Here is a 13187-nt window from a genome sequence, read left to right as displayed (position 1 = left end):
AATCGACAACGGAGGCCGGGCATTATGCACGCTTTCAGTGCTCACCGCTACCATGGACCCGGCACGACGGAGTGTCTCATCGGTAAACCGATGTTGAACGACACACGCCAGGAGCAGACTTTGACCATTCAGACCGTCATTCTCGCCGCGGGTATGGGATCCCGTCTCGGACGATCCCTGCCCAAACCCCTCACCGAGCTCAACGACGGCCGCAGCATCATGCGGCAGCAGCACGACAACATCCGCGCCGCCTTCGGGACCGACGCCAAGATCACCGCCGTCGTCGGCTATCGCGCCGAGACGATCGTCGAGGCATTCCCCGACGCGAGCTACGTGTACAACGAGCGCTACGACCAGACCAACACCTCGAAGAGCCTGCTGCGTGCGCTCCTGAAGACCGGCCGCGCCGGCGTGCTGTGGATGAACGGCGACGTGGTGTTCGACCCCCGCGTGCTCGGCCGTGCCATCGAGCTCATCGAGCGGGACCAGTCGTTCGTGACCGTCAACACCTCGAAGGTGAGTGACGAAGAGGTGAAGTACACGGTGACCTCGGAGGGCTACATCAAGCAGCTCTCCAAGACCGTCAAGGGCGGCATCGGCGAGGCCGTGGGCATCAACTACATCTCCGCCCGCGACAAGAAGGCGTTCATCCGCCAGCTGACGCGCGTCGACGACCAGGACTACTTCGAGCGCGGTCTGGAACTGGCCATCGCCGAGGACGGCCTGCTGCTGGAGCCGCTGGACATCTCCGATCTGTACGCCGTCGAGGTCGACTTCGCCGAAGACCTCGAGCGCGCGAACACGTTCGTCTGACCTCGCCTCCCGGAGTTCTCCCACCGGGGGCAGAGCATGCGTGCCTAAGATCGGCGTGATGGCCGACAAGGTGCACCGCATCCATTCCCTGCCCGCCGACGCGCCGTGGCAAGGCGGGTTGCCGCCCGCCGGGTCCGACGAGCACCCCCGCGTGATCCGAATGCTCGACCGCGTGCTCGCGATCCAGCGCCCGGTCGTGCTGGCGCACCTGCGCAGCATCCGCCTCCGCCACCCGAACGCGACCCCCGACGCCGTCGTGCGCATCCTCGAACGCCGGTACCTCGCCGCGGTGACCACCGGCGGCGCCGCCGTCGGCGCGACCGCGGTGGTGCCGGGCATCGGCACCGGTGTGACGCTCGCCCTCAGCGGTGTGGAGACCGTCGGCTTCCTCGAAGCCACCACGCTGTTCGCGCAGTCGGTGGCGGAGGTGCACGGTCTCGCGGTCTCCGATCCCGAGCGCGCCCGCGCGCTCGTACTCACCCTCATGCTCGGGAAGGAGGGTGTCGATCTCGTGGCCCAGCTCGCGCGGCAGGCCGGCGGCTCCGGGGCGAGCCGCGATCGGTACTGGGGCGAGGTGATCACGAAATCCCTCCCGCGTGCCGCGGTCGGGCCGCTCGTCGACCGGCTCAAGACGGCCTTCATCCATCAGTTCGCCGCGCGCGGGGGCGCATCGTGGATCGGGAAGGCCCTCCCATTCGGGATCGGCGCGGCCATCGGCGGCACCGGCAACCACATCCTCGGGCGTCGGGTGCTGGTCGGCTCCCGGCGCGCGTTCGGCGCCGCGCCGCCGGCCCTGCCGGCCGACCTCGAACCGCGCGAGGGCGCCGAGCGCGTCGAGCTGCGCGCTACTCGGCTCATGCGCAGCGCCGGCGGGGCGCTCGGCGGGGCTGCCCGGCGCGTGCCGCTGCCGCGTCGACGCGCCGCGCAGCCCGCGACGACCGCCCTCGACGCCGGGGCGCACGACGGCTCGCCCGCCGGCGACGATCAGCCCCTCCCGCCCCGGAGATAGCCGCCACCCTCGACGCCGCCCCGCGCTCGCCCCTACGCTCGCACCTATGGACAGCACGTTGGCGTGCCTGGCGACGTGGATGCCGCGCCAGCGCTGGTACGCGGGGAAGGGCCGCGCCCCGGCGCTGCGTCTGGTGTCGTGGTGGGACGCGGAGCCCTCCACCGCGCACCCGAACGCCCGCGTGCGCACCTACCTGGTCAGCGACGAGGCCTCGCTCCCACCCGTGCTGTACCAGGTGCCGGTCGTCATCCGCGAGACCGCGGATGTCGATGTCTCCCCCGACCACATCATCGGCAGCCCTGAGCCGGGCTTCACCTTCGTCGACGGCCCGTTCGACCCCGCCTACGCGGCGGCCCTGCTCCGACTCATCGTCGACGGCGAGCGCGGATCCGGCCCGCAAGCCGACGCGGCCGGGCACCGCGCGCCCGCGGTCGGGGACATCCCCGTCCCGGGGCCCGCCTCGCGTGCGCACGTGATGGCCGGCGAGCAGTCCAACACCTCGCTCGTCTACCGCGGTGACGGCGACGAGGTGATCTGCAAGATCTATCGGCAGCCGCAGCCCGGCGTCAATCCCGACATCGAGCTCTCGTCGGCGCTGGCCGCCGCGGGTTCGGCCCACGTTCCGCGCGCCGTCGGCTGGGTGGATGCGCACTGGCCGGATTCGGCGACGGCGCACGGGAGCGTGTCGGGCTCGCTGGCGTTCGCCCAGGAGTTCCTCCCGGGGGTGCAGGACGCGTGGCGTGTCGCCCTGCGCGCAGCGGCCGACGGGGCCGAGTTCACCGCCGAGGCAGCGGGACTCGGAGCCGCCACGGCCGAGACGCACGCGATCCTCGCCCAGCTCTTCCCGACCCGCGATGCCGACGCCGACGATCGCGCGCGCACGGTGCAGACCTGGCGCCGGCGTCTGTCGATCGCGATCGCGGAGGTTCCCGAGATCCGCGAGCTCGAAGAGGGCATCGAGTCCGTCTACCGCGCGGGCACCGAGGGCGCCTGGCCCGCCCTCCAGCGCATCCACGGCGACCTGCACCTCGGGCAGGTGCTCCACGTCGCCGACCGCGGATGGATCCTCGTCGACTTCGAGGGCGAGCCGCTGCGACCGATCGCCGAACGCCGACGCGGCGACCTGGCGCTGCGCGATGTCGCCGGGGTGCTGCGCTCGTTCGACTACGTCGCCGGATCCCTCCGCCAGGACGCCGGCCCCCACGGTGCCGACGACGCCCGTGCGTGGGCGCGAGCCGCACGGCGGGCCTTCCTCGGCGCGTACGTCGACGCGTCGGGCATCGATCTGGCGGCCGCCCGTCCCCTCCTGACCGCACTGGAGCTCGACAAGGCCGTCTACGAGGCGATCTACGAGGCGAGGAACCGCCCCACCTGGACGCCGATCCCGGTGCGCGCGGCGGCGCGCCTGGTCTCCCGTTCGGCGGCGTCGCGCTGACTGCTGCCGTACGGGCTCAGACCTCGGCGTCGTCGAGCTCGGCCTCGTCGGTCTCGGGCTCGTCGTCCGTCGGCTGCGTCGAGCGCGCGTACCACTGATCCCAGCGCGCCATGAGCAGGCCGATCGCGGCGTGGAAGCGCTCCGTCGAGGCACCGGGCGTCGTGTCGCCGAAGTAGTGCCGCACCCACTTCTCGAGTCGCTGCACCGCGTCTTCGTCGCCGAGCACGCGGTCGGTCTCGGCGACGATGCGCGAGGCATCCTCGGCGGTCAGCCACTCGCAGGCGGCGAGATAGCCGTGCGTGTCGACGACCGCGGCAGGATCGACGGGGCGCGTGATGAGCAGTGGCTTGTCCGCCGCGAGCCGGTCGTAGACCATCGCGGAGATGTCGACGACGGCCACGTCGGCGGCCGCGAGCTGCCAGCCCAGCTCAGGACCGTGATCGTAATAGTGGTGCGCACCCGGGTCCGACGCGTTCGCCGCCTCCAGCGCGGAGACGATGCGGCGATGGGCGGCGCCGTACTCGGCATCCACCACTCCCGACCGGGGGTGGGGACGATAGATGACCCGATGACGGCCGCTCGCCACCAGGGCCGAGACGAGGGCCTCCCCGTGGGTGCGGATCGAGCCGTAGTGGGCGGAGGGCCGGTCGCCCTCCCAGGTGGGCGCATACAGCACGACCGTGCGCCCGTCGGGCTCGTAGGGAAGCTCGCCCGAGTAGTGATCGGCCTGCGGCCTGCCGATCGCGATCGTGCGCCGGTCGATGTCGAAGTCCCACAGCACGCGCGACAGGCGCTCGCGCGCCGCATCGCCGGCGATGAACGCGTAGTCGTAGGCCTTGTACTGGTTGGTGGTCATGTACATCTTGTCGGACTCGCCGTGGTTGATGAACACGTGCCAACGGCGGCCGTATCGGAACATCTGGAAGTTGCGGGTGTTCTGGTTGACGTAGAGCACGACGCGGATGTCCTGCTTCGCGATGAACCGCTCGAGATCGCGCACCGTCGGCACGAACGCCACGGGGAGGGCGTCGTCTTCGACCAGCGCCTGGGCGCCGGTCGCCTGCCGGCTGAGCACCACCACGGGCCAGAGCTCCGCCAGCCCGGCGAGCGGCTTGTACCACTGCCGCATCTGGTACATGTTGACCGCGCCATCGGCGAAGTACACGGCGACCCGGAAGTGGCCGCGCGGGTGCGGTCCGCGAGCGGCCAGTGCGCGCCGCACGCCGATCACCGCGGAGCGGCTGGCCACGGCCTTCCGCACGAGGGCGATCGCCTTCTTCCCATCCGAGACCAGACTCACCCATTCAGCCTACCCAGCCGACGCGTGACATGATCGACGCGTGCATGTCGACGAGCCCGGTCGCCGCCGCCTTCCCGAGGTGGCCCCCGGCACGGGCGTCACCTTCGTGATGCCCGTGCTCAACGAGAGCGGCTACCTGGCTCGCGCGGTGGAGACGGTGCTCGCCCAGGAGGTCGACGGCCCGACCGAGCTCGTGCTCGCACTCGCCCCCTCGACCGACGGCACCGAGCAGATCGCGCGGCGACTGGCCGACGCCGACCCGCGGGTGCGCGTGGTCGAGAACCCGCGGGCCGACATCCCGATCGGGCTCAACCTCGCCATCCGCGCCGGCGCGCACCCCGTGATCGTGCGGGTCGACGCGCACAGCGAGCTCGAGCCCGGGTACACCCGGCGGGCGATCGCCGCCCTCAGCGCGACCGGCGCCGCGAACGTGGGCGGCATCATGCGCGCCGACGGGCGCACGCCGTTCCAGCGCGCTGTCGCGCGCGCCTACAACTCCCCCATCGGCCTGGGCGGAGGGGCCTATCACGGCGGCACGCAGGCGGGCGAAGCGGAATCCGCCTACCTCGGCGTCATGCGCCGGGAGGCCGTCGCCGAGGTCGGCCTGTTCGACGAATCGATCCGTCGCGGCGAGGACTGGGAACTCAATCTGCGGCTGCGCCGCGCGGGGTATCTCGTGTGGTTCGACCCGGAGCTCGCCGTCACCTACTGGCCGCGCGAGAGCTGGTCGCGTCTGGCGCGCCAGTTCTTCGCGACCGGCCGCTGGCGGGGCGAGCTGGTCCGTCGCTTCGGCCGCGGCAACTCGCTGAGGTTCTTCGCTCCGCCGCTGCTGGTGCTGGTGCTCGCGGTGGCCGTCGTGATCGGCGCGCTCCAGCTGACCGGGGTGCTCTCGGGTGCGCTCGGAGTGGCGGCATCCGTCGTCTATCTCCCGCTCCTCGCGTACGTCGCCCTCATCGTCGCCGTCGCGCTCGGGCGCGGCGGCGGCACCGGGTGGCGCGACAAGCTCTGGTCGGCCGCGGTCCTTCCCACCATGCACCTCTCGTGGGGCGCCGGCTTCGTCATCGGAGTGATCGGCGGCGCCCACGACACGGTCGACACCTCACGGCTCGGCAAGCGCAACACCCCGCTGCCCTGACCCGCGGGCGGCCTCAGTCGCGGTCGACGAGCCCCTGATCGAGCAGACGGGCGACGACCCGCTCCGCCGCCCGACCGTCGTCGCGCGCGTTGAACCGCGCCCGCCAGCGGTCGTACAGCGCCGCGTACGCCGCCGGGTCGGCACCCAGCGCGCCGATCAGCTCGGCCTGGGTGCGAACGACCGGCCCCGGGGCGTGCGCAGCGAGGTCGAAGTAGAAGCCCCGCAGCGTGCCGCGGTAGTGCTCGATGTCGGGGACGAGGAAGTACATCGGCTTGCCGGTGACGGAGAAATCGAACATCACCGAGGAATAGTCGGTGATGAGCGCGTCGGCGGCCAGCAGCAGCTGCGAGGTGTCGGGGAAGGCCGTCACATCGATGACGCGCGGGCCCTCGGCATCCCTCCCCGGCTGCAGCGTGCGGGAGTGGCCGCGCACCAGCACGACCGCGTCCGCGGCGAGGGCCAGCGCCGCCGGATCGAGGAAGTCGACCATCACCGCGCGGTCGTCCCGCCACGTCGGCGCGTACAGCAGCACGCGCTCGTCGGCTCCGATACCCAGCGCCGTGCGGGTGGCGGCGCCGTCACCGGTGACGAGCACGTCATTGCGCGGATAGCCCTCGACCCAGATCGGCCGACGCAGGAACGCATACGCCTTGGAGAGGATTCGCGCCGCGTACGGGTTCTGCGCGAGCAGCACGTTCCATCGCAGCGATTCCCGCAGGACGGCGCCCACGCGACGCGGGTCGAACCCCGGCCGGTGCAGTGCGAGGCGCTTGAGCGGCGTGCCGTGCCAGGTCTGCAGCACGACCTGTCCGCGGCGGCGCGAGAACCGGCGCCGCAGCCAGTCGTTCACGACCAGCAGGCGCGCGGAACCGCGGGCGCGCCACCACTCAGGGCTGCCCTCCACCACGGGGATCGCCCCCTCGGGCACCGCGACCGACAGGTCCACGACGCTCCAGTAGCGGGTGAGGCCGGGCGCGCGGCGGGCCAGCTCCCGATCGATCGCCAGGGGGTTGCAGCTCGCATTGCGGCCGTAGAAGCTCTCGAAGAACACCGCGTTCTCGAGCTCTCCCCCGCGGGTCGCGTAGCGCCGCTCGAGCGCATCCTGACCCTCGCCGGAGTCGTAGGCGGGGTCGATCGGCGGGCCGATCACGACCTGGCGCCCGACGATGCTCGCCCGCAGCTCGCCCAGCTGGGTCACCGGCACCGCGGCGGGCGCCGCCACCGGGTCCGCACCCTCGCGGGCCGTCGCGATGAGGTCGTACGTGCCCGAGGGAAGCGGCAGCTCGGGACCGCCCCAGCGCGCCGCCCGCAGGGGGACCGTCGCCCGCCAGCCGTCGCCCTCCGCAGCGGGCTCGGCCGAGACCCGCGCCCGGGGACCGACGAGATCGATCGATGCCGGCGGCGTGCCCTCTCCGGTCACCACCAGCGTCGCGACACCGTCCGTCGTGAAGCGGGCGTGGGTCATCGGTCTCCCCTCGTGCGGCCGGCCTCGGCCTGCAGTGACGCCAGGATCGCACGGTACACCCTGTCGGCGTTGGAGCCGTCGCGGTGGTCGTGCACTCGCGCGTCGAGCGCGCGCGCGAGGTCGATACGACGGTCGTGCTCGGCGGGATCGCCCAGCAGAGCGTCGAGCTGTCCGGCCGCCTCGCTCCAGGCGCGCGCCCACCGCTCTCCGGCGACGTCGGCGTAGCGACCGTAGAGACCGCGGCGGGCCGCGTACTCGTCGAGATCCGGTGCGAGGAAGACCGTCGCGAGCGGAACGAGCGAGGCGTCGAACGCGAGCGACGAGTAGTCGGTGACGAGCACGTCGAAGCCCGGCAGCAGCGGGGTGATGTCGGCGGCGAGGTCGCTGCCGAGCGCACGGACGCGCGGCGTCGGCACCGGTGGGCGGTAATCGCCGGCGCCCAGCGGGTGCGAACGGATCACGAGCACCGCGTTGCGGCGCTCGAGCACCTCGAGCAGCGCCCGCCACTCCGCGGCCTCGGGCACCGCGGGGTCGTCTGCGCCGTCGCGCCAGGTCGGCGCGTAGAGGACGAGCCGGGCCCCGGCGGGGGCCTCACCGATCAGCCGCTCCAGAGCGCGGGTCGCCGTCGCACGGCGTGCCGCGGCCGTGCCGCGCGAGAGCACGTCGACGCGGGGCTCGCCGGTCACCGGGACGCGGGTGTCGTCGAGCCCGAACGCCGACTCCAGCCGCCCGCGCACGAGGTGCGAGGCGGCGGGCAGGAGCCGGATGCGCCCGGCCGCACCGCGGTACATCGCCCGCAGCGCGCGGCGCGCCAGCAGGGCGGCGCCGTCGCCGAGGGCGGCGATCCGCGCGGGGGGACGCAGCGTCTCGGGGGAATCGAGCCCGATGCGCTTGAGCGGGATGCCGTGCCACAGCTGCACGACGAACGCGCCGGACACGGCGTACCGGTTCGCGTCGCCGAAGCCGTGGGTCACCACGACGACACGCGCCCGCGCGGTGCGCCACCAGCCCTCGAGCGAACCCTTGGGTACGGAGGGGATGCCGCGCGCGGCCGCCTCAGCGGCATCGCGGTCATCGCCGGTCAGCCAGAGCACGCGATGGCCGCCGGCGAGTGCGCGCTCGTAGAGGGCGAGCGCGCCATCGGCGACGCCGACGGCGCAGCCGAACACCCATTCGTCGCGTGCGCGCGGGACGAGCAGAGTGGCCAGTCGCCCGAGCGCGTAGAGCGGGATCGCGGCGAGCTTGCCGGCATTGCCCGCGCCGAACGAGAAGGACGCCACCCCGCGAGCCTATCGCGGGGTGGCGTCGTGGCCCGGTGGACGACGCGGGCTACTGGTCCAGCGCTCCGAGGGTCACATCGACCGTGCGCGTCTCGCCGTCGCGGACGTAGGTGACGGTCGCATCGCTGCCCGCCGCCGCCGCGCGCACCTGCGCGGTGAGGTCGACCGAGTCGGTGATCGGAACCCCGTTGAAGCCCGTCACGATGTCGCCCGACTGCAGCCCGGCTGCCGCCGCGGCGCCGCCGTCGACGACGGAGTCGATGTACGCGCCCGTGATGTCGGCGTCCTCGAGGGCGGCGGCCGACACGACGCTCGCGCCGAGCAGTCCGTGGCTGGCCGAGCCGGATTCGATGATCTCGCCGGTGACGCGCTCGACGACATCGGACGGGATCGCGAAGCCCACGCCGATGGAGCCGGCCTGCCCGCTCGAGGAGCCTGCGGAGGCGATCGCGACGTTGATGCCGATGAGGGCGCCGTCAGCGTCGACCAGGGCGCCACCGGAGTTGCCGGGGTTGATGGCCGCGTCGGTCTGGATCACCGCGATCTTGATCGACTCGGTGCTCTGCGACTGCGACTGGCCCTGCCCGAAGTCGAACTGGAACGGAGGCGTCTGCCCGCCGTCGCTCTCGCCGTCGTCCTCGTTCGTGTCGGAGGAGTCGGGCGCCGCCGAGGAGGCGATCTCGATCGAGCGGTTCAGCGCGCTGACGATGCCCGTCGTCACCGTGTTCGACAGGCCGAGCGGGGCACCCACGGCGATCGTGGTGTCGCCCACGTTGAGCTCGGACGAGTCGGCGAAGTCGATGGGCGTGAGGTCGGTGGCGCCCTCGAGCTTGATGACCGCGAGATCGTAGGTCGGGTCGGTGCCGACGACCTCCGCATCGAAGACGCGCCCCTCGGAGGTGGTCACGCGGATCGCGGCGTCGCCGGTGGCGCCGTCGAGGGTCACCACGTGCGTGTTGGTGACGACGTAGCCGTCATCGCTGAGGACGACCCCGGAACCGGTGCCGCTGCCGCTGCCGCTGGAGGCGGCGATGGTGACGACGCTGGGGACGACCTTCGCGGCGATCGCGGTGGTCTGGTTCACGGACTCGGTGTCGTTGACGGTGACCGTGACCGGGCCGGCGGCAGGTGCGGTGCCGGTCGGGCTGAACAGATTCACCCCGACCCAGGCGCCGCCCAGACCCGCCGCGCCTCCGACCAGCGCCGCGGCGACGATGAGACCGACCACGCGACCGGGCGATCTCCTGCGCGGAGCCTCGGCGGTGGCGACGGCCCCCGTGGCAGGCGCGGCCCCGATGGGGAGCGTCGGCTGGACCTGGCCGGGCCCCACACCGAACGCGGCACCGTGGGCCGCGCCCGGGTGGGCAGGTGCCGACGGGGATGCCGGACCTCGGCCGTAGCCGGCGGGCGGTGCGTACACCGGCTGGGCGCCCGTCGGCGCGGCGCCGGGGGGTGCAGGTCGCGGGGGGATCCGGCCCGAGTAGCCGCCGACGCTCGGAGCCGCCGGCGCGGCGCCCGGTGCCGCCGGCGGCCCGGGGTTCGGGGTGGCCGCCGGCGCGGAGCCGGACGCGGCCGACGGTGCGGCCGACGCCGCGGGCGCTGCAGGCTCTGCGGCCTCTGCGGGCGCTGCGGGCGCTGCGGCCTCCGCGGGCGCTGCGGGCTCGTACGACTGCGGGTCCTGGGGGGTCTGGTCTGCCGGGCGATCGCCCGTGTTGTCGCTCATCGATGCTCCTTCTGCCAACCGCGTTCAGACTGCCGCGCGATCCTGTGCGTTTCTTATGCCCGCGCCGCGACTGCGCTATGCGAACCGTCTGAACGGGCCGCGCGGCACCGGCAACCTCCGCAACGGCGTCCGCTACCGTGATCCGATGCGACAGATTCCCGGATCCTGGCTGCACGCCGCCGTCGGCGCCGGCCTCGCCGACGCGGATGGAACGATCCGTCCCACCATCTTCGCGGAGATGTCGGCCCTCGCGGTGCGAACCGGGGCGATCAATCTCGGTCAGGGCTTCCCCGACGAGGACGGCCCCGCCGTCGTCCTCGACGCCGCGCGCCGCGCGATCGCCGACGGGGCGAACCAGTATCCGCCCGGGCGCGGCATCCCCGACCTGCGCAGCGCGATCGCCGAGCACCAGCAGCGCTTCTACGGTCTCACACTCGATCCGGAGCGCGAGGTGCTCGTCACCGCCGGCGCGACCGAAGCGCTGGCGGCGACGCTGCTGGCGCTGATCGACGACCCGGGCGACGAGGTGGTCGTCTTCGAGCCCTATTACGACGCCTACGCCGCGATCGTGGCGCTGGCGGGCGCCCGCTTGGTCACGGTGCCGGTCGCGTGGCCCGACTTCCAGCCCGACCTCGAGCGGCTCGCCGCGGCGGTGGGCGCTCGCACGCGCGCGATCATCGTGAACGATCCGCACAATCCCACCGGCGCGGTGTTCGCGCCCGAGGTCCGCACCGCGATCGTGCAGCTCGCAGAGCGCCACGACGCCTTCATCATCACCGACGAGGTCTACGAGCACCTCGCCTTCGAGGCCCCGCACGTGCCGCTGGCGACCCTGCCGGGTGCGCGAGAGCGCACCATCTCGATCTCCTCGGGCGGCAAGACCTTCTCCACGACCGGGTGGAAGATCGGGTGGGCGACCGGTCCCGCCGACCTCATCGACGCGGTGCTGGCTGTCAAGCAGTACCTGACGTATGTGAGCGGAAGCCCTTTCCAGCCGGCGATCGCGGCCGGGCTGCGTCTGCCGGACGCGTTCTTCGCCGGCGTCCGCGACGCGCTGCGCGCCCGCCGCGACCTGCTCGGTGCCGGGCTGCGGGCCGCGGGGATGACGGTGTCCACCCCGGCGGGCTCGTACTTCACCGTCGCCGATGTCGCGCCGCTGGGCGCGGTCGACGCCGCGGCGTTCTGCCGCGCGCTCCCGGAGCGAGCCGGCGTGGTCGCGATCCCGCTCACCGCGTTCACGACCCCCGAGCATCGCGCGGACTACGCCACCCTGGTGCGCTTCGCCGCCTGCAAGCGCCTCGAGGTGCTCGAAGATGCCGCCGCCCGGCTGGAGCGGCTGCGGCCGACGGGCTGAGCGCTCACACCCCGGGCCGGGGCGCGACCGCGAACCGGCGCAGCCGGAGTGCCGGGTTCACCCGGCGCACGCGCTCGATCTGCCCGGGATCCAGGTGCGCGACGGCCACGTCGGTGCCGGTTCCCACCGCCGCGATCTCCACGCCCAGCGGATCGACGATCATCGAGTTCCCCACGCCCAGGGGCGGGGGGTGGTCCGCGGCCGCCATGAAGACGGTGTTCTCGATCGCGCGCGCGTGCAGGAGAGTGCGCCAGTGATGCTCCTTGAGCGGACCGCGCACCCACTCGGCGGGCACGAGGACGACATCGGCGCCGGCGTCCGCGAGCAGTCGCCCGACCTCTGGGAACCGCAGGTCGTAGCAGGTCATCATCCCGAACCGCATGCCGTCGATCTCGAACGTCTCGGCGTCGGCGATGCTTCCCGGCTCGATCCAGTCCGACTCGCGCTGACCGAAGGCGTCGTAGAGGTGGAGTTTTCGGTACACCGCGCGCACGCCCGCGGCATCCACGGCGACGACGGCGTTGCGCACGCGTCCGGGCTCGTCCCCCGCCTCGACCAGCCCCGCCACCACCAGCACGCCGTGGCGAGCAGCCAGGGCTGCGAGGGCGGCCGTGAACGGCCCGTCGAGCGGCTCGGCATTCTCCGCCAGCGACGCGTCGAAAGGATCCACGAAGTAGCTCGAGTACTCGGGGAAGACGATGACGCGCGCACCGCGATCTGCGGCGGTGGCGGTCATTGCGGCCAGGGTGACGAGGTTCGCGGCGCGATCGGCGATCGGTGAGAACTGCGCGACGGCGACCGCGACGGACATCGCTGGCTCCTCTCCAGGCCGGATCGATCCCCCCATCCTGGTGTCCGCACACCGTGACGGCAACTGGCCGACCGCGCCGATTGGGCAACGCCCAGAATCCGTGCTAGGCTCACTTCTTGTGCCGCGGGGTGGAGCAGCTCGGTAGCTCGCTGGGCTCATAACCCAGAGGTCGCAGGTTCAAATCCTGTCCCCGCAACAAAATGAAGAAGGCGTCCCGGTCACGGGGCGCCTTCTTCGCATTTCGAGCGAAGCCCGCTGAGCATTGTGCTCACCCTTCGCTCTCGGCACCTGCTCTGGCGATCACGCCCCCGGAGGATCGATCGCCTCACCCATCTCCGCCAGGAACCGCGCGATGACGGCAAGCTCGTCATCCGTATAGCGGATCGCCACCAGGCGCATCTCCTGCAGCCGTGCGCCGAAGTGGTGGAAGAACGTGCGCCGCGACTCGTCGGTGAGCACCACGATCCGCGCACGACGGTCCGTGGGGTGCGGCCGACGCCGCACGTGCCCCGACTCGGTGAGGCGGTCGAGCATCTTCGTCGTCGAGGCGGTGGAGATCCGCAGGTGGGTCGCCAGATCGTGGGGGCTCACCGCGTCACCGCGCTGCTCGCGCATGATGAGCATGCGCAGGGCGGCCAGATCGGTGGCGTTCATCTCCATGTCGCCCTTCATACCGCCGTTCATGCGATCCATCGCGTCGCTGAACGCGCGCACGGCCTGCAGCACCCCCATCACGGCGCGGTCGTGCGTGGTGCGCGGCTCGAATTCCGCTTCGGCCACATAGGGTTCGGACATGTGGACACCCCCTCCCCTCCCTTGTATCATCGACAGACGCAGATCGCTAGCCAAGCTAGCAAATTGG

Annotated in this window: 11 protein-coding genes and 1 tRNA gene; 6 read left to right on the top strand and 6 right to left on the bottom strand. The window is 72.4% G+C overall.

Annotation, left to right across the window (positions count from 1 at the left end; translation table 11 throughout):
• The first annotated feature begins 120 nt into the window (after positions 1 to 120).
• The 3 genes from HQM25_RS07050 to HQM25_RS07040 are packed head-to-tail and all read left to right on the top strand — an operon-like array spanning position 121 to position 3257.
• The gene (locus HQM25_RS07050) at positions 121 to 813 is read left to right on the top strand and encodes an NTP transferase domain-containing protein (protein ID WP_172989592.1); all 693 of its coding nucleotides are present in this window, start codon (positions 121 to 123) and stop codon (positions 811 to 813) included.
• Positions 814 to 871: 58 nt separating this feature from the next.
• Positions 872 to 1822 (top strand): hypothetical protein, encoded by a 951-nt coding sequence (locus tag HQM25_RS07045; RefSeq protein WP_254359651.1) that lies wholly within the window; start codon positions 872 to 874, stop codon positions 1820 to 1822.
• 46 nt (positions 1823 to 1868) lie between these two features.
• Positions 1869 to 3257, top strand: a complete 1389-nt coding sequence (locus HQM25_RS07040) for a maltokinase N-terminal cap-like domain-containing protein (RefSeq protein ID WP_172989591.1) — start codon at positions 1869 to 1871, stop codon at positions 3255 to 3257.
• A 16-nt stretch (positions 3258 to 3273) separates the two neighbouring features.
• Here HQM25_RS07040 and HQM25_RS07035 read toward each other — a convergent pair whose 3' ends face one another.
• Positions 3274 to 4557 (bottom strand): CDP-glycerol glycerophosphotransferase family protein, encoded by a 1284-nt coding sequence (locus HQM25_RS07035; RefSeq protein ID WP_172989590.1) that lies wholly within the window; start codon positions 4555 to 4557, stop codon positions 3274 to 3276.
• A gap of 109 nt (positions 4558 to 4666) precedes the next feature.
• Between HQM25_RS07035 and HQM25_RS07030 the strand changes: the two genes are divergently transcribed.
• Positions 4667 to 5692: a glycosyltransferase gene (locus HQM25_RS07030; protein ID WP_172991561.1), complete on the top strand. Its 1026-nt coding sequence runs from the start codon at positions 4667 to 4669 to the stop codon at positions 5690 to 5692.
• 13 nt (positions 5693 to 5705) lie between these two features.
• Here the strand turns inward: HQM25_RS07030 and HQM25_RS07025 are convergent, their stop codons facing one another.
• The 3 genes from HQM25_RS07025 to HQM25_RS07015 are packed head-to-tail and all read right to left on the bottom strand — an operon-like array spanning position 5706 to position 10160.
• Positions 5706 to 7157 carry a CDP-glycerol glycerophosphotransferase family protein gene (locus tag HQM25_RS07025; protein WP_172989589.1) on the bottom strand — a complete coding sequence of 484 codons (1452 nt, stop codon included), beginning with the start codon at positions 7155 to 7157 and terminating at the stop codon, positions 5706 to 5708.
• Entirely contained in the window at positions 7154 to 8437 is a 1284-nt protein-coding gene (locus HQM25_RS07020) for a CDP-glycerol glycerophosphotransferase family protein (RefSeq protein ID WP_172989588.1), read from the bottom strand. Before HQM25_RS07020 ends, HQM25_RS07025 begins: the two co-directional genes overlap by 4 nt.
• 49 nt (positions 8438 to 8486) lie before the next feature.
• Positions 8487 to 10160 (bottom strand): S1C family serine protease, encoded by a 1674-nt coding sequence (locus HQM25_RS07015; protein WP_172989587.1) that lies wholly within the window; start codon positions 10158 to 10160, stop codon positions 8487 to 8489.
• A gap of 145 nt (positions 10161 to 10305) precedes the next feature.
• Here HQM25_RS07015 and HQM25_RS07010 point away from each other — a divergent pair, with 145 nt between their 5' ends.
• Entirely contained in the window at positions 10306 to 11514 is a 1209-nt protein-coding gene (locus tag HQM25_RS07010) for an aminotransferase class I/II-fold pyridoxal phosphate-dependent enzyme (protein ID WP_172989586.1), read from the top strand.
• A 4-nt stretch (positions 11515 to 11518) separates the two neighbouring features.
• Here the strand turns inward: HQM25_RS07010 and HQM25_RS07005 are convergent, their stop codons facing one another.
• Positions 11519 to 12325, bottom strand: coding sequence for a carbon-nitrogen hydrolase family protein (locus HQM25_RS07005; RefSeq protein WP_172989585.1), 807 nt, complete (start codon positions 12323 to 12325; stop codon positions 11519 to 11521).
• A gap of 122 nt (positions 12326 to 12447) precedes the next feature.
• On the opposite strand from HQM25_RS07005, the gene HQM25_RS07000 reads away from it, so the two are divergent.
• A tRNA-Met gene (locus HQM25_RS07000) sits at positions 12448 to 12521 on the top strand.
• A 104-nt stretch (positions 12522 to 12625) separates the two neighbouring features.
• Here HQM25_RS07000 and HQM25_RS06995 read toward each other — a convergent pair.
• Positions 12626 to 13120, bottom strand: coding sequence for a MarR family winged helix-turn-helix transcriptional regulator (locus HQM25_RS06995; RefSeq protein ID WP_172989584.1), 495 nt, complete (start codon positions 13118 to 13120; stop codon positions 12626 to 12628).
• Positions 13121 to 13187: the final 67 nt, after the last annotated feature.

It is taken from the genome of Microbacterium hominis (assembly GCF_013282805.1).
Classification (GTDB): Bacteria; Actinomycetota; Actinomycetes; order Actinomycetales; family Microbacteriaceae; genus Microbacterium; species Microbacterium hominis_B.
Note: the sequence above shows the minus strand (reverse complement) of the source record. Positions and strands in the feature narration are given on the sequence as shown.